The organism is Bradyrhizobium sp. USDA 4454 (genome assembly GCF_054822705.1).
The window spans coordinates 3165902-3182680 of sequence record NZ_JBTRCN010000001.1; the positions used below are offsets into that span (position 1 = coordinate 3165902).

Consider the following 16779-nt stretch of genomic DNA (forward strand, 5'->3'; position numbering starts at 1 on the left):
TCTCTATCCGTTTGTGCGTGATGGGGAGGTAGGTGTGAAAGTCGGGCCGTTGGGCTTGATACGAATGCCCGGCCGCAAATGTTTCCACGGCAGCGTGGCCGGATCGGCGGGCATCGGCCCGGGCGCGGCGCAGATCAGCAGTTTTTCGGCGATCGGCTCGAAATCGGCGCGGAAATGCACTGAGCTCTTGTTGACCAGGATCTTCTGCGCGGTCGGCTCGATGCCGACATAGCGGTACATCGCCTGGTCGGCGAGCTGCGCCTTGTAGGAGCCGACCACGACGCGCACGTCACCGATCCGCAGGCAGGCCGAGGGTCCCATATCCATGTCGCGGCCGCCGTAAAACGGCCCCGGCGCGACGAACCGGCCGTCGGAGAGCTTCTCGACGAGGAAGGTCTCGCGGTAAGGCGCATCGCCCGGAATACCGGACTTGCCGCCGAGATCGAGCGTGACCGTCGCACCGACGCCGGCCGCGTGCGCCGCGCGCGCCGATTGCGGGTCGCAGATCACGCCGGTGGCGGCACTTGCTCCGTTGCGCACCAGCGCACGCAGCATGCCCGTGGTGTCGGAATTGCCGCCGGCGCCGGGATTGTCCTGGGTGTCGGCGATCACGATCGGCTTCGACGCCGATGCCGCGAGCTTCATCGCAAGCCGCACGCCCTCGTCGGGCGTATGGATCGGGCCGTCGAAATCGTTGTCGTGGCTTTCGACCAGTGCGGCGATGCTGTCGGCGGCAGCGTCGGCATCGGCCTGGGTCCGGCCATAGGCGAAGACGCTCGGGCCGCAGTCCCTGATATCGGCGGCCGGGAAGCCGAACGCAAACGACAGTGTCGGAACCGCGTCGCTCTCGAGCGCCGCAAGCTTCTGATAGATGCCCTTGGCCGGCTGGTCGTTGGTGCATTGCCAGCTGATCGCGATCAGGAACGGCAGCTGCCGGAACGCCTTTGCGAGACGTTGCCTGGATTTGAGCAACAGGGCCAAATGCCTGGCGCAGGCGCGGCCGGTGTCGGCCATGTCGACGTGCGGATAGGTGCGGTAGGCGATCAGCGCATCGGCATGTTCGATCATCTCGGGTGAGACGTTCGCATGCAGATCGAGGCTCGCGACCAGTGGAACGTCCTTGCCGATCGCCCTGCGCACGCGGGCGAGGATTTCGCCTTCGCCGTCATCATAATGCTCGGTCACCATGGCGCCGTGCAGGTCGAGATAGACGCCATCGATCGGCCCGGCCGCGGCGATGCCGTCGACCAAGTCCTTGACGATCCGCTCGAAGGCGTCCTTCGTCACATGCGCCGACGGGGTCGCGCCGGTGGCAATCGTCGGCACCAGCTCCCAGCCATTGGCTTCCGCCGCCTCGACAAAGCCGGCGAGGCCGGCATTGATGTTGCGCATGACCTTGAGCACCTCGGCACCGCGCGTCATCGACGGCCAGCCGCCGCCGTGCACGAAGTCGTCATAGGTTGCCTTCGCCGGTGCGAAGGTGTTGGTCTCGTGCAGGAAGCCGCCAACGGCAATGCGGGTCATCAAGTTGGTCTCGATACGTTTCTTCGACATGGTGCGACTGGAAAGGTTTGCACCACGATCTGATCTCGTTGGTTGGAGCGTGATCTTTCGGGAAAACCAGTGCCCACCTCAAGGTCATGCTCTCGTGCGCGACGTTAAGCGTGTCGTCGCGCCAAGCGCAAGCCGCGGAGCACCTCCGGATTTGCATGCCCTCAGCGCAGTCCGTCATTGCGAGCGGAGCGCCCCGGTAGCCCGGATGGAGCGAAGCGCAATCCGGGGACCTGCGCGCCAGATCGATCGCCCCGGATTTCGCTTCGCTCCATCCGGGCTACGGGACAATTAAAGACCTAGGCCGTTGCCACGATGCCTTCCGAAACCGGACGGAAGTTCGCAAAATCCCAGCCGCGGCCCGGCGCCGCATCGAGCAGCGCGCGGGTATAGGCCTGCTGCGGATTGGTCAGCACCTCCGCTGCCGGTCCCTGTTCCACGACGCGGCCGCGCTGCATCACGGCGACGTCGTCGCAGATCTGGGCGGCGACGCGCAAATCATGCGTGATGAACAGCAGCGCGATGCCCAGCCGCCGCTGGATTTCGTCGAGCAGCTCCAGAACCTGCGCCTGGACCGAGACGTCGAGCGCAGACACCGCTTCGTCCGCCACCAGCACGTCGGGATCGAGTGCCAGCGCGCGTGCGATAGCGATGCGCTGGCGCTGGCCGCCGGAGAACTGGTGCGGGTAGCGCGAGATGGCGTCGGGCGGCAAATGGACCAGCTCGAGCAGCTCGCGGGCCCGCGCCAGTGCGTCCTTGCGCGGCATGCCGTAATTGATCGGGCCCTCCGCGATGCTCTCGCCGACGGTGACGCGCGGATTGAGCGAGCGGTAGGGGTCCTGGAAGATGATCTGGATCTTCTGGCGATGCGGCTGCAACAGCCGCCGCGACAGCTCGGAGATCTCGCGGCCGGCAAGCCGCACCCCGCCCGAGGTCGGATCGATCAGGCGGACGATGCAACGCGCCACCGTGGATTTCCCGGACCCGCTTTCGCCCACGATGCCGAGGGTGCGGCCCTTGCGCAGCGTCAGCGTGACGTTGCTGGCGGCGGCGACCTCGCGGGCTTTGCCGTACAGCGAACGCTCCCGGTAGACCTTGCTGAGCTCGTTGGCTTCCAGCACCACCGGCTCTCTCGTCTCGGGGCGTGGCGCGCGCGGTACGAGGCTCGGCACCGAGGACAGGAGGTTGCGGGTGTACTCCATCTTGGGATTGCGCAGGACGTCCTGCAGCGGGCCGGTCTCGACCAGCCTTCCGTGCCGCATCACCGCGACGCGGTCGGCGATCTCGGCCACCACGCCCATGTCGTGGGTGATGAAGAGGACGGCGGTGCCGTGATCGCGCTGCAGGTCGCGGATCAGGGTCAGGATCTGCTTCTGGGTGGTGACGTCGAGTGCCGTGGTCGGCTCGTCGGCGATCAGGAGCTTTGGTTCCAGCACCAGCGCCATTGCGATCATGATCCGCTGGCGCTGACCGCCGGAGAGGCGGTGCGGGTAGGAGGAGAAGATGCGCTGCACGTCCGGCAGCCGTACATGCTCCATCATCGCCAGGATCTTCTGGCGCCGGCTGCGGGCGTCGAGATCGGTATGGGCGCGCAGCACCTCGTCGATCTGGCGGCCGACCGGCACCACCGGATTGAGCGCGGTCATCGGCTCCTGGAAGATCATCGCCATCCGCGTGGCGCGGAGCTGGCGCAGCCGCCGGTCGGTGGCGGTGAGCAGTTCCTCGCCGACCAGCTTGACGCTGCCGCCCAACGGCACCAGCGTGCCCTTCTGCAGCAGGCCCATCGTGGTCAGCGAGGTCACCGACTTGCCGGAGCCGCTTTCGCCGACCAGGCACAGCGTCTCGCCCTCGTGCACTTGCAGCGAGAGGTCATCAATGATGCGGTGCGCATCCGCCTTGCGGCCGAGGCCGACGACGAGGTTGTTGATGTCGAGGACGACGTTGGTCATTGATGGTTCCACCGGCGTTGCAAGGAGTGATAGCGGGGCATTTCGTTTTGGGTCATTCCGGGATGGTGCGCTAGCACCAGACCCGGAATCTCGAGATTCCGGGTCTGGTGCTAGCGCACCATCCCGGAATGACGGCTTCAGAAGCATTGAAGTCGTCACTTGCCCTCACGCTGCTTCATGCGGGGATCGAGCGCGTCTCGGGCGGCGTCGCCGATCAGATTGATGCTGAGAATTGCGATCGAGAGCAGCAGTCCCGGCCAGAAGATCAGCGACGGCTTGACCTGGAAGAAGGCGCGGCCCTCGGCCATGATGTTGCCCCAGGTCGGCGTTTCCGGCGAAATGCCGGCGCCGAGGAACGACAGGATCGCCTCGGTCAGGATCGCGGACGCGCAGACATAGGTGCCTTGCACGATCAGCGGCGCGATCGTGTTCGGCATCAGATGTCGCCACATGATCTTGGGCAGGCTGGAGCCGAGCGAGATCGCGGCCTCGACATAGGGCTCCTCGCGTGCGGTCAGCACCACCGAGCGCACCAGCCGCGCCACACGCGGGATCTCGGGGATGGTGATCGCGACCATCACGGTCCAGATGCTGGCGCCGGACAGCGACACCACGGCGATCGCGAGCAGGATGGCGGGGATCGCCATCAGGCCGTCCATTACGCGCATCATCACCGCATCGACCCAGCGGAAGAAGCCGGCGACGAGGCCGATCAGGAGCCCGACGACGATCGAGAAGACCGCGGCGCCGAGCCCGATCACCAGCGAGATCCGTGCGCCGTAGATGACGCGCGACAACAGGTCGCGTCCGTAGGCGTCGGTGCCGAGCAAATATTGCGCGCTCGACGGCTTCAGCCGCTGCGCCGGCGTCAGCAGCAGCGGATCATGCGGCGCAAGGAGCGGCGCGAAGATCGCCATCAGGATGATGAGGGCGAGGCAGATCGTCGCAACCGCGATGATCGGCGTCGAGGTCAGGAAGCCGAACTTGACGCGGAACGGCCGGGTGACGGGAATCGAGGCTTCGGGAAGGGTTTCGATCGCCATTGCTCAGTACCGGATACGAGGATCGAGCAGGGTGTAGGCAACGTCGATCAAGAGATTGACGCCGACATAGATGCCCGACGTCAACAGGATCATGGCCTGGATCACCGGATAGTCGCGCGCCAGCACCGCATCGACCGTGAGGCGGCCGATTCCGGGCAGGTTGAACACGCTCTCGGTGACGACGACGCCCGAGATCAACAGCGCGAAGCCGGAGCCGATCACGGTGATGACCGGCACCGCGGCGTTGCGCAGCGCATGGCGCAGCAGCACGCCGGCCTCGCCGATGCCCTTGGCGCGCGCGGTGCGCACGTAATCCTCACCCAGCACGTCGAGCATCGAGGCCCGCGTCATGCGCGCGATCAGCGCGACGTAGATGAAGGAAAGAGTGCAGGTCGGCAGGATGATGCGTTCGAAGAACGGACCGAAGCCGGCCGAGATGCTCTTGAAGCCCTGCACCGGCACCCAGCGCAGATCGATCGCGAACACCTGGATCAGCACATAGCCGATCACAAACACCGGCACCGAGAAACCGAGCACCGAGAGCCCCATCACGCCGCGGTCGATCCAGGTGCCGTGCTTCCACGCCGCGATCACGCCGAGCGGCACCGCCACCAGGATCGAGAGGACGATGGTTGCGAGCGCGACCGAGATCGACGGCTCGAGGCGCGGGCCGATCATCTCGAGGATCGGCTTGTTCGAGATCAGCGAGACGCCGAGATCGCCATGCAGGAGCTTCGCGACCCAGGTGTAGAACTGGATGTAGATCGGCTCGTTGAGACCGAGCGAGGTCCGGATTCGTTCGAGCTGTTCCGGCGTCGCATTGTCGCCGGCGAGGATGGCGGCGGGATCACCCGGCGTCAGCCGCAGCAACAGGAACACGAACAGGGCCACCACGCCCATCACGGGAATGGCGGCGAGGATGCGGCGAAGCAGATATCCGAGCAAATTGGATCCGTTGGGTTGTGGTCGATGAAGTCCCCAGCGGGACCGTTGCACACCGGACCGTAGCACAGATGGTAGCCAACACGGGGTAGAAGTTGAGCAAGTCCCGTGCCATCGGCGCTGCGGTTTTTGCGATGCAGCTAATCAGTCCTGTTGGTGCGATTATTCCTCCGATGACGTTCGAAGCAGTCCACTGGAAGGTGGATTGATTTCAGCCTTGCGCGCGTTGGAATCTAGGCCGTCGAGCCCGCCACCGAACGCCGGCGCCATCGGCGGGGTATCGAGGTCGCGCCAATCGTCGATCGCACCTGCGACCATCTGTGCGGTTGCGGCCGACAGCGTCCAGCCGAGATGACCGTGGCCGGTGTTGTAGAACACGCCGGGAATCCGTCCCGCACGTACCACCGGCATCATGTTCGGCATCATCGGGCGCAGGCCCGCCCATGGCACGACTTTCGACGTATCGACCCCGGGGAAATGATGCCGCACCCAATCCACCAGCGGCTGGATGCGGTCGGCCCTGATATCGCGGTTGAAGCCGTTGAACTCGGCGGTGCCGGCGACGCGGAAGCGGTCGGCGCCGAGCCGGCTGGTGACGATCTTGGCGGCTTCGTCGAGCAGGCTGACGGTCGGCGCGGCGTCCCGGCTTTGCGGCGCATCGAGCTGCACCGTGATCGAATAGCCCTTCACCGGATAGACGTTGACGCGGTCGTTGAGCAGACCGGCGAAGTGTCGGCTTGCCACGCCGGCGCAAATCACGATGCCGTCCGCCAGCAACTCGTGCCGCGTCGCGGGCTCGGCATCGTGCGACGCGATTTCGTTCCAGCCGATGCGGAAGCCGTCGTCGTCGCGCGCGATCGTATCGACGTCGGCCTCATGGATGAAGCTCGCGCCGCGCCGCGCACAGGCGTCGGCAAGGCCGCGCGTGAATTTGTGGATATCGCCGGTCGCGTCCGACGGCGTGAAGAAGCCGCCATAGCAGGCCGTCTGCAGCGCGGGCTCGATGCTGCGGATCTCGTCCGCCGTCACTGGCCGGCGGTCTAGGCCGCCTTGCTGCAGCAAGGTGTTGACCTTGAGGCCCGCCTCGAAGCCGGCCTTGTCGTGATAGACGTGCAGGATGCCGCGGCGTTCGAGATCGAAGGCGATGTTCTCGCGCTCGGCGATCGAGAACAGATGCTTGCGCGCTTCGATGGCGAGCCGCGTGGTCTCGATGGTGTTGCTGCGATAGCGCGCAATGTGGCCTACGAACTCGCCGATCCAGGAATATTTGTGCCAGCTCGGCTTCGGGTTCATCAGCAGCGGCGCGTCGCTTCTGAGCATCCAGCGCAGCCCCTTGAGAATGGTTGCGGCGCTATTCCAGACCTCCGCGTTGCTGGCGGAAAGCTGTCCGCCATTGGCGAACGAAGTTTCCATCGCGGCGTAGCGGTGCCTGTCGAGCACAGTCACCTTGTAGCCCCGTTCGAGCAGGGCATAGGCCGTCGTCACGCCGGTGATGCCGGCGCCAATGATCGCGATATGTGGCATGATGGTCTTCAGGCTCCCGTGGGTTAGAGTCGCCGAACCGCCGGTGAAACCGGCTGTTTCAGCGCCCCATCTGTCACGGTACCTGAGAGCTTGATCCGCATCGGGCCGCAGCCCGGACGCGAACTATCCCCTTCGGTGGACGTCACGGCCCTTGATCTGCGGCCATGTCCGTCTCTCTCCAGATCGTCCTGACGATACGGTCCTTTTGCCTGAGAGTTTCCGGGGCGGTTGCTCCGTCGGCGCCGAAGCTGACAACACGAATGTTGTCGCCTCGATCTCTCCCGCATCGTCGCGTTGGACGGCCGGACCGTAGGCGAAGCCTTAAAATTGGACAAGGCTAAATTTCGATCCGGCAGTGCCAACGTGTTGTGCAGTGCAAATCAGTCCAGCGTCGCCAGCAGCGCCGCCATCAGGCGGCCGCGCTCGGCCAGGCTGTCGACCTCGATATGTTCGTTGAGCGTATGTGCATCGGCGCCGCGAACGCCGAGCCCATCGAGCGTGGGGATGCCCATCGCACCAGTAAAGTTGCCGTCCGACCCGCCGCCGGCGCTGCCGTGCGGAAGATCGAGGCCCATCGCGGCCGCGAGGCCTTTCGCCTTTTCGTACAGAGCCATGGTGCCTGCATCCGGCTCCCACACCGGGCGCGTGACGCCGCGCGTCACCTTGAAGGTCACGTCGTTGGCGGTGCCGGACAGCGCCAGCATGCGTTCGACGCCGCGATCGAGATCGGCCTGCCGTTTGGCCATGCTGAGCGCTTCGCCGGTGCAGGTCGTCGCGACGCAATTGACCCACTGGCCGCCGTGCACGATGCCGACCGAGAAGGTGCAGTCCTCGGTGGTCATGCCGTCGATGGCAATGATTTGCCGGGCCATTTCGCGGATCGCGGAGCGGCCGGAGGACAGCGTCGCGCCGGCATGGCTCGGCTTGCCGATGGCTTCCAGATTGAAGCGCGCGATCGCGTAGCGGCCGGTGACGACGCCGTTGTTCGGCCGGCCGGGCTCCGGCACCAGCACATATTTGTTGCGAGCGGCTTCCGCCTCGATGATGTCGCGCGTCGACGGCGTGCCGACCTCTTCATCGGGTGTGAACAGCACGGTGATCGGCAGCGGCGTCGTGAAGGAAGCGCGGGCCAATTGCCGGATCGCCTCGATCGACAGATAGTTGCCGCCCTTCATGTCGAAGATGCCGGGCCCGAAGCATTTGTTGCCTTCGCGGCGCCATGTGAGCTTCTCGATGGTGCCGACCGGGTGCACGGTGTCGAGGTGGCCGGCAATCAGGATGCCGGGCTGGCCTTGCTTCGGATGCGGAAAGCGGGCGCGGACGCAGCCGGCAAATCCCTGGCGTCCGGCGATGCGTTCGATCGTCGCACCCATGACCGCCATCTCGCGCGCGGCGAGATCGAGCATGCGCTCGACCGCGGCAGCATCCCAGGTCGGGCTCTCGCATTCCACCCAGCTGCGCAGGCCCTGCAGCATCGCTTCGGAATCAAAGGGGAGATTGGCGGGGTTCATCGTTGTTCTCTCTTGTTGTTCTGACGGCGCCGGCGTCGCGCGGCGCTCACGAAAATCTCCGCCGAGGATTTTGTAAAGCCAAAATCCGGCCCGCGGCCTCATTCGTTTGTGTACGTCCGATCCGGATCGAAACCGATTGACGCGCTTGGCGCTTGGTGCAAGTCTCGATTTCACAAGCCATACAGCATGTTAGTTCGCCTAAATAACGGACCGCATGCATAACGAATAAGCCGGCTTTGACCAGTTACACGTCAGGAGAGATTTGCATGTTCCCTATCTCGCGTTGGAAGCACCGCACGCTCGCGGCTGCGTTGTCGGCGCTCGCGCTGTCGTTCGCGCCGCAGGAATTGTCGTTTGCGCCTCGGGCGATGGCCGCCGACAAGACCATCACGGCGGTGATGCATTCGGATCTGCGCGTCATCGATCCGATTCTGACCACAGCCTATATCACGCGCGACCACGGCTACATGATCTACGACACGCTGCTGGCGACGGATGCCAACTTCAAGATCCAGCCGCAGATGGCCGACTGGAAGGTCTCCGATGACAAGCTGACCTACACCTTCACGCTGCGCGACGGCCTGAAGTGGCACGATGGAGCGCCGGTGACGGCCGAAGACTGCGTCGCTTCGCTGAAGCGTTGGGCCAAGGTCGACGGCATGGGCCAGAAGCTGATGGACTTCACGGCGAGCATCGAAGCCACCGACGCAAAGACGATCACGCTGAAGCTGAAGGAACCCTACGGCCTGGTGCTGGAGTCGATCGGCAAGCCGTCGTCGCGCGTTGCGTTCATGATGCCGAAGCGGCTGGCCGAAACGCCGCCGGACAAGCCGGTTCCGGAGCAGATCGGTTCGGGCCCGTTCAAGTTCGTGCAGGCTGAATTCCAGCCGGGCGTGAAGGCGGTCTACGTCAAGAACAAGGATTACGTGCCGCGCAAGGAGCCGGCGAGCTGGACCGCGGGCGGCAAGGTCGTGAAGGTCGACCGCGTCGAGTGGGTCACGATGGCCGACGCGCAGACCGCGATGAATGCGCTGCAGTCCGGCGATATCGATTTCCTGGAGAACCCGTCGCTTGACACGCTATCGGTTCTGGAAGCCGACAAGGACATCAAGATCGATACGCTGAACAAGGCCGGCTTCCAGACGCTGGGCCGCATGAACTTCCTCTACCCGCCCTTTGACAACATCAAGGTTCGCCAGGCGGCACTGTTGGCGGTCAACCAGAAGCAGGTGCTCGACGCGCTGGTCGGCAATCCCAAATATTACAAGACCTGCGTCGCCTTTTTCATCTGCGACACGCCGTTCGCGACCGAGGTCGGCGGAGAGACGTTGTTGAAGGGGGGCGACATGGCGGCGGCCAAGAAGGCGCTTGCCGAGTCGGGCTATGACGGCACGCCCGTCGTCATCATGGCGCCCGGCGACGTCACCACGCTCAAGGCGCAGCCGATTGTCGTCGCCCAGCAGCTGCGCGACGCCGGCTTCAAGGTCGACCTGCAGGCGACCGACTGGCAGACTGTCGTGACCCGCCGCGCCAGCCAGAAGCCGCCGAAGGAGGGCGGCTGGAACATGTTCTTCACCAACTGGGTCAGCGCCGACGTCTCCAACCCGATCGCCAATCTCTCGATCGGCGGGCAGGGCAAGAATGGCGGCTGGTTCGGTTGGGCCGAGGACGCCAAGATCGAGAAGCTGAAGGATGCCTTCGTTCGCGCGTCTTCGCTCGACGAGCAAAAGAAGATCGCGGCCGAGATCCAGAAGGAAGCCTACGAGCAGGTCATCTACATCCCGCTTGGCCAGTATCAGGGACCGAGCGCCTGGCGGAAGTCGCTGACCGGCGTGCTCGACGGCCCGGCGACGCCCATCTTCTGGAACATCGACAAGTCAGAGTAGGCTTGCGGCCTGACGCAAGACCAATGGCCGGGACTCGTCCCGGCCATTTTTCTTTTCGCTGTGACCGCTAGTAGGTGTGGCCCGATCTCGTGCCGCTCGGACTCGACAGGCTGGTGAACTGCGTCTGCCCGGTGCCTGCGCCGTTGATCCAGACTGCGGCCCCGGCGGCAAGTGCCAGCAATCCGTAGAACATGATCGCGCCGCGAATCCATCGTCGGTAGATCGCGCGCTCGTCGGGCGTTGCGTCACGGAATTGCTGCGCATTAAGCCCATTGCTGCAATGGGCCGCGTCGTCACCGTGATCGAGATTAGAGGCGCCATGATCGCGCGCCTTTGCAATCGCCATCGCCGAGCTCCCGGGCAAAATTGATGTCGAAGTGCGGCGGCCACGGCGTCCGCGGCCGGAATTTCCAATGCGCGAAGGCTACACCCGGTGGCGACCGGGGCGTGTGAACCCCGCCACAATCGGACAACACGAGGAGGTGAAGCGAGCATGGTCATACCGCGGGTGCCTGCGCAGGCGGTTTGGCCGCAGCGTTGGCATGGGGCGTTCTGCTGGAGGAGCGGGCGTGCCGGCTCGCGTCGCCACGAGAGAGTTGCCGGGCTTGCCAGGCCGTAGCTCGCGAAGCGAGCGAAGGCTGGTGCGGGCGGTGGGACTCGAACCCACACGACGTTGCCATCGAGGGATTTTAAGTCCCTTGCGTCTACCAGTTCCGCCACGTCCGCATTGCGCCAGGCGCGCGGATTTCTAGCGCGTTTGGCTGCCGAGTGGAATTGCCATTATCCGGTGCTAACAGGTGAGCTTTCAAAGGCTTAAGCCTGCGGCCTGCGATACCATTTGCGTCGGCCGCGCCGCGTTGGGATAAGCAGCGCGCCGCCGCGATTGAGCCTCAATCCGGACACCGGTGGCTGCTTTAGGCAATCTCAACACTGTCCGACTTAAGAAAGCCGAATGTCCGTTCGTTTCCCACGCCGCCCCAATCCGTTGCGCGCGGCCGCCATCGTTGTGCTGCTCGCCTCGGCCGCGGGCGTTTCCGGCTGCGCGCAGATCGGCGACAGCGTGCCGTCGGCATTTGCCGATCCCGCCAAATACGACCTGTATGACTGCAAGCAGCTCGAGGCCGAGCGCGCGGGCCTCAAGGCCCGTGCAGACGTTCAGGAAAAGCTGATGGCCAAGGCGGAAACCGGCGTCGGCGGTACGGTGGTCTCGGAGATGGTCTATCGCAACGAGCTGATTTCGATCCACTCCCAGCAGAAGCTCGCGGAAGAGGCCTGGCGCAAGGGCAAGTGCCACGAAGCCCCGCCGGACACGCCGGCGGCCGCACCCGCAGCCGCCACGCCGGCGCCGAAGGGCCCGCGCGCACCGCGCGGTCTCGTTCACTGAGATAGGCGCTGCGGGCGAGTTGGCGCGCAGGGCATGATTGCTCAGGCGCGCCAGTCGTAGATCCAGTCCTGCCGCGCCAGCATGCGCTCCGGGCCGACGGCGCGGATCGCCAGATCGCGCGCGATCGCCGCAGCCCCGCTCAAATGATAGATGCGGCCCTGCTGGCGCGCCATGCGCTGCACCTTCGCCACGCGCGCGCGCCGCATCTGCGCGTAGCGCTTCAGCGCGGCGGGAATATTTGCGGTGTTCTCCCCGGCGCTGTCGCTCAGCGCCTTGGCGAGCACGGCGGCATCCTCGATCGCCATGCCGGCGCCTTGCGCGGCAAACGGCAACATCGCGTGCGCGGCGTCGCCGAGCAGCGTCACCGCGCCTTCGCTCCAGCGGCCGAAATGGGGCACGGTGAACAGCGCCCATTTGCGCCAGCTATCGACCGCGCCGATCAGCATCCGCGCCGTCGCGGGCCAGCGCGCCGTGGCGAACGCGCCCTTGATCTCGTTGATGTCGCCGGGGGCGCTCCAGCCCGGCCGGTTCCAGGTGCCCGACACGATCGCGACCACATTGATCTGGCGGCCGGCCGAGATCGGATAGGCGACGAGATGTGCGTCCGGCCCCATCCACAGCTGCACGCGCGGCGCGGCGTATTCACGCGGCAGCGCGGTTGCGTCCAGCGTGCCGCGCCAGGCGATCAGGCCGGAGAATTGCGGCTGGACATCCGGAAACAAATGCCCGCGCACCGACGACCAGATGCCGTCGGCGCCGATCAGCGCAACGGCCAATTCCTCCTGCCGTGCATTGCCGCGGCGCTGCATGACGGTCAGGCCCCTGGCGTGCTTGGTCACGTCCTCGAACTGACAGCCGAGCCGCAGCTCGATATCGGGATGGTCGTTGACGGCGGCCTGCAAAGCGGCCTGCAAATCGGCGCGGTGGATCACCCAATAGGGCGCGCCGGCGCGGAACTCGGCCGCCTGGCCGAGTGGCATCCGGGCGATCTCGCCGCCGGCCCGCGCGCTCAGTATGTTGACGGAGTCCGGCGTCACCGCGCGGCGCGCCAGCGGTTCCTTGAGCCCGAGCGCGACCAGGATGCGGCTGGCATTGGGAGAAAGCTGGATGCCGGCGCCGGCTTCCTCGAGCCGCTCGGCCTTCTCCAGCACCACGACGCGAAAGCCCTGTGCCGCCAAGGTCAGCGACGCCGTCAGTCCTCCGATCCCGGCACCAGCAACGATAACGGTTCGTGTCAGCGCCACCGAGCGGTCGGGAAGCGCGGTCAGGCGACCTTGTCTTTCAGCACGCATTCCGGCGGCCGTGCCTCGCCGGCGGCGAGGTCGGGCGCGAAGCGATAGAGCGTCGAGCAGTACGGGCAGATGATCTCGTTGTCGTTGCCGAGGTCGAGGAACACGTGCGGATGGTCGAACGGAGGGTTGGCGCCCACGCACATGAATTCCTGCGAGCCGATCTCGATCACCGAGACGCCGGCGTCGTTGTGGAAGTGCGGGACGACGTGATCGGACATATTCTCACCTTGGTGGCAACGACGGGCAGACGCAATCAACAACATGCGACATCGTGAAATGCCGCGCACCATACTGGCGGGAACAGTTGATTCCTAGAGCCCCGATGGCTCATTTGCTCATGCAAATTCGACACAATCTTGTCGTCCCAGAGAAGCCCTTCTTTGGTCGGAGCCGTTGTGTCGCAAAAACGGCACACTATGTCCAAAGCGACTTGAACAAGGCGAATAAAACTAGAGGTTTTCAGCGGGATGAACGGGGTGCGCCTCAGTTTCGCGGTGGCCGGCCTGGCGGCAAGCGCCGCCGTCGGTGCAGCCATTTGGCCGCATGCCCGTGACGCCGGCACCGTGCTCGCTGTGCGGGACGATCCCGCGGCGCTTGCCGACATCAGGCTCAATTCCGTGCTGCGCAACAACCCGGCGTTGATCTCGGACAATATCGAGGCAGCACTGGCCGCAGGCGACGCTGACCTTGCGGTGAGCTTCGTCGTGCTCGCAGCCGACAAGAACATCGCGCTCAGTGACGAACTCGCCAAGCGAGTCGATGATGCGCGCGCCGAGCAATCATCCACCACGCATTTCGCCAAGGGGTTCGCCACCGGTCTCGTGACCGGCAATGCCGACGACGTCGCAAGCCTGTCCGGCACCGTCGCGGGCGACCTGTTCGTGTTCGGCGATGTCAGGGATGTGGTGCGCGAGGGCAAGCATCTCGTGATGGGCGAGGACACCGACCAGCTGGTGCTGGGCCTTGCGGCCGCGGGGCTCGCCGTGACCGCGGCGACGTATGTCTCGGTCGGCGGCGCCGCGCCGCTGCGCGCCGGGCTGACGCTGGTCAAGGATACCCGCAAGGCCGGACGGCTGAGCAAAGGCATGATCGAATGGGCCGGACGCTCGACCCGCGAGGTCGTCGACCAGCCGGCGCTGCGCGAGGCGGTCGCGTCCGGCTCGGTGCTGCGGCCGATGCAGACTGCAACCGCGATCCGCGCGGCATTCCGCGCCGAGAAGGCCGGCGCGCTGGTGCGCACCGCCAAGGATGTTGGACGTATCGGCGAGGCGGCCGGCATGCGTGCTGCGCGCGATACACTGAAGGTCGCGGAGAACCCGCAGGAGATCGCGCGCGCCGCCCGCATCGCCGAGGTGAAGGGCGGCCAGACCCGCGCCATCATCAAGCTGCTGGGCCGCGGCGCACTGCTGCTCGCGGCCGGCGCATTCAATCTCTCCATGTGGCTGTTCGGCGCGCTGCTTGCGCTGGTCGGCTTCCTGTCGTCGATCAAGGCCACCACGGAGCGGACCACGGCGTGGTGGCTCAGACGAAGCAAGGCGTTGCGCCTGAAGCGGCAGATGGCTGCCCAGGCGGCGCTGGCGAATATGCCCGCCCAAGGGTAGGCTTGCGGTCGTCGGTCGATCGCCAGTCGAAAATCCCAAGAAGCAATCCCGAGAGACAATCCCAAGCAACGACGGAATGCATGATGCCGAGTTTCCACCACGGCGATGTTGAAATTGCCTATATCGACGAAGGCGCGGGCGAACCGATCGTGCTCGTGCACGGCTTTGCCTCGAGCAAGAACGTCAACTGGATCTATCCGACCTGGGTGTCGGACCTCGTCAAGGCCGGCCGACGTGTCATCGCGCTCGACAATCGCGGCCACGGCGAGTCCGCCAAGCTCTACGACGCCGCGCAGTACGAGATCGCGATCATGGCAAGCGACGTGATCGCGCTGATGGATCATCTTAAGATCGCGCGCGCCGACATCATGGGTTATTCGCTGGGTTCGCGGATGACGGCGATCCTGGCGCGCGAACATTCCGATCGGGTGCGCTCGGCGATCCTGGGCGGAATCGGCATCGGGCTGATCGAGGGCGGCGGGCCCGGCGAAGCCGTCGCGCTGGCGCTGGAAGCGCCGTCGCTGGACGACGTCACCGATCCGGTCGGCCGCACCTTCCGCGCCTTTGCCGATCAGACCCGTTCCGACCGCCGCGCGCTCGCGGCCTGCCTGCGCGGCTCGCGCCGGCTGATGACGCGCGAGGAGGCCGCCGGGATCGCCGTGCCGGTGCTGATCGCGGTCGGCAGCAAGGACGAGATCGCGGGCTCGGCGTCAGCGCTCGGCCGGGTCATTCCGGGTTCGCAGGTGCTCGACATTCCGAACCGCGACCATATGCGCGCGGTCGGCGACAAGGTCTACAAGGCCGGGGTCATCGACTTCCTGTCGGGGCGGAAGTAGTTCGTCGTCTTTGGCGAAGGCGCGCGCCGCCGCGATCAGCGCCACGAAGGTCGCGATCGACAGCGTGCGCGCGCCGTAGCGGTCGTGTGGCCCCGAAATCAGGCCGCAGACGACGGCATTGCCGGCGATCCAGACCGACGCGCATCGGTCAGACGGGCGCCCAAACTCCGGGTATTGATGGCGTTCCCCTTTATTGGGGCTGACCATGCCCAAAACCACACTGGCGACGAAATCCGCCAATAGTTGCAGAAGCACGGCTTGATTTCGGCAAAATCCCGACCAATTCCCCTAGACGCCGGTCCGGGGGCGTTCGGCTGGGGTTTACCGTACCGAGCCTTCCCGGGACGCGCTGGGTCCATCGTGCTATAACGCACGTCAGAACAACGAATTGCGAGAGCAGCCATGGCAGTTCATCAGGTCAATCCGCAGGGGAGCAAGCTGGCGGCGCTCGATCCGATCTGGGATCGGATCCGCGGCGAGGCGGAGGACATCCTGCGGCGCGAGCCGGAGCTCGCGTCCTTCATCTATGCGACCGTGCTGCATCATGAGCGCCTGGAAGATTCGGTGATCCATCGCATTGCCGAACGGCTCGATCACGCCGCGCTGTCGGGCGACCTGATCCGCCAGACCTATGGCGAGGCTTTGCGCGACGAGCCCGATATCGGCAACGCCTTCCGTGCCGACCTCGTCGCGGTCTATGACCGCGATCCCGCGACCTCGCGCTTCATCGATCCCTTGCTCTACTTCAAGGGCTTCCACGCGCTGCAGACCCATCGTCTGGCGCACTGGCTCTATCAGAAGGGCCGCAAGGATTTTGCGTTCTACCTGCAGAGCCGCTCGTCGGCGGTGTTCCAGACCGACATCAACCCGGCCGCCAGGATCGGCCGTGGCATCTTCCTCGATCACGCCACTGGTTTCGTCTGCGGCGAGACCGCTGTCATCGAGGACGACGTCTCGATCCTGCATGGCGTCACGCTCGGCGGCACCGGCAAGGAGAACGAGGATCGCCATCCGAAGATCCGCCACGGCGTGCTGATCGGCGCCGGCGCCAAGATCCTCGGCAATATCGAGATCGGTCACTGTGCGCGCATCGCGGCGGGCTCCGTCGTGGTCAAGCCTGTTCCGCACAACGTCACGGTCGCGGGCGTGCCGGCGAAAATCGTCGGCGAAGCCGGCTGTGCCGAGCCGTCGCGTACCATGGACCAGATGCTCAACGCGATCGGGCTTTGATTTCGTTCGCTTTCTGATCGGCCGCGCATT

Annotated in this window: 14 protein-coding genes, 1 tRNA gene and 2 riboswitches; of the genes, 5 read left to right on the top strand and 10 right to left on the bottom strand. The window is 65.3% G+C overall.

From position 1 onward, the window contains the following. Nucleotides 1-3 precede the first annotated feature (3 nt). The 6 genes from ACVIW0_RS14555 to ACVIW0_RS14580 form a co-directional block, all read right to left on the bottom strand. On the bottom strand, nt 4-1524 hold the full coding sequence (locus tag ACVIW0_RS14555) for a M81 family metallopeptidase (protein ID WP_461357331.1): 1521 nt from the start codon (nt 1522-1524) through the stop codon (nt 4-6). Between the two features lie 326 nt (nt 1525-1850). Next, nucleotides 1851-3500 (bottom strand): ABC transporter ATP-binding protein, encoded by a 1650-nt coding sequence (locus ACVIW0_RS14560; RefSeq protein ID WP_461352961.1) that lies wholly within the window; start codon nt 3498-3500, stop codon nt 1851-1853. A gap of 155 nt (nt 3501-3655) precedes the next feature. Further along, nucleotides 3656-4543: an ABC transporter permease gene (locus ACVIW0_RS14565; protein ID WP_461352962.1), complete on the bottom strand. Its 888-nt coding sequence runs from the start codon at nt 4541-4543 to the stop codon at nt 3656-3658. A gap of 3 nt (nt 4544-4546) precedes the next feature. Continuing rightward, on the bottom strand, nt 4547-5488 hold the full coding sequence (locus ACVIW0_RS14570; protein ID WP_461352963.1) for an ABC transporter permease: 942 nt from the start codon (nt 5486-5488) through the stop codon (nt 4547-4549). Between the two features lie 159 nt (nt 5489-5647). Beyond that, on the bottom strand, nt 5648-7009 hold the full coding sequence (locus ACVIW0_RS14575) for a D-amino acid dehydrogenase (RefSeq protein WP_461352964.1): 1362 nt from the start codon (nt 7007-7009) through the stop codon (nt 5648-5650). Between the two features lie 68 nt (nt 7010-7077). After that, nucleotides 7078-7193, bottom strand: a riboswitch (glycine riboswitch). A gap of 3 nt (nt 7194-7196) precedes the next feature. Further along, a riboswitch (glycine riboswitch) is annotated at nt 7197-7303 on the bottom strand. 86 nt (nt 7304-7389) lie between these two features. Beyond that, nucleotides 7390-8520: a M20/M25/M40 family metallo-hydrolase gene (locus ACVIW0_RS14580; protein WP_461352965.1), complete on the bottom strand. Its 1131-nt coding sequence runs from the start codon at nt 8518-8520 to the stop codon at nt 7390-7392. Nucleotides 8521-8786: 266 nt separating this feature from the next. Between ACVIW0_RS14580 and ACVIW0_RS14585 the strand changes: the two genes are divergently transcribed. Continuing rightward, entirely contained in the window at nt 8787-10406 is a 1620-nt protein-coding gene (locus ACVIW0_RS14585) for an ABC transporter substrate-binding protein (protein ID WP_461352966.1), read from the top strand. Between the two features lie 67 nt (nt 10407-10473). On the opposite strand, the gene ACVIW0_RS14590 is transcribed toward ACVIW0_RS14585, so the two are convergent. Both ACVIW0_RS14590 and ACVIW0_RS14595 read right to left on the bottom strand, forming a co-directional pair. Continuing rightward, nucleotides 10474-10752, bottom strand: a complete 279-nt coding sequence (locus tag ACVIW0_RS14590) for a hypothetical protein (protein WP_461352967.1) — start codon at nt 10750-10752, stop codon at nt 10474-10476. A gap of 293 nt (nt 10753-11045) precedes the next feature. Next, nucleotides 11046-11132: transfer RNA gene (locus ACVIW0_RS14595), tRNA-Leu, on the bottom strand. A gap of 226 nt (nt 11133-11358) precedes the next feature. Between ACVIW0_RS14595 and ACVIW0_RS14600 the strand changes: the two genes are divergently transcribed. Continuing rightward, a complete protein-coding gene (locus ACVIW0_RS14600) occupies nt 11359-11790 on the top strand; it encodes a twin-arginine translocation pathway signal (RefSeq protein WP_461352968.1) in 432 nt (143 codons plus the stop codon). 41 nt (nt 11791-11831) lie between these two features. Here the strand turns inward: ACVIW0_RS14600 and ACVIW0_RS14605 are convergent, their stop codons facing one another. Both ACVIW0_RS14605 and ACVIW0_RS14610 read right to left on the bottom strand, forming a co-directional pair. Further along, nucleotides 11832-13034, bottom strand: coding sequence for an FAD-dependent monooxygenase (locus tag ACVIW0_RS14605; RefSeq protein ID WP_461357332.1), 1203 nt, complete (start codon nt 13032-13034; stop codon nt 11832-11834). A gap of 20 nt (nt 13035-13054) precedes the next feature. Continuing rightward, nucleotides 13055-13300, bottom strand: a complete 246-nt coding sequence (locus ACVIW0_RS14610; protein ID WP_021077734.1) for a zinc-finger domain-containing protein — start codon at nt 13298-13300, stop codon at nt 13055-13057. A 249-nt stretch (nt 13301-13549) separates the two neighbouring features. Between ACVIW0_RS14610 and ACVIW0_RS14615 the strand changes: the two genes are divergently transcribed. From ACVIW0_RS14615 to cysE, 3 genes are all read left to right on the top strand, one after another. Next, nucleotides 13550-14683: a hypothetical protein gene (locus tag ACVIW0_RS14615; protein WP_461352969.1), complete on the top strand. Its 1134-nt coding sequence runs from the start codon at nt 13550-13552 to the stop codon at nt 14681-14683. Between the two features lie 83 nt (nt 14684-14766). Beyond that, nucleotides 14767-15519, top strand: coding sequence for an alpha/beta fold hydrolase (locus ACVIW0_RS14620; RefSeq protein WP_461352970.1), 753 nt, complete (start codon nt 14767-14769; stop codon nt 15517-15519). A 402-nt stretch (nt 15520-15921) separates the two neighbouring features. Next, the gene (gene cysE / locus ACVIW0_RS14625) at nt 15922-16749 is read left to right on the top strand and encodes a serine O-acetyltransferase (protein WP_461352971.1); all 828 of its coding nucleotides are present in this window, start codon (nt 15922-15924) and stop codon (nt 16747-16749) included. Nucleotides 16750-16779 lie beyond the last annotated feature (30 nt).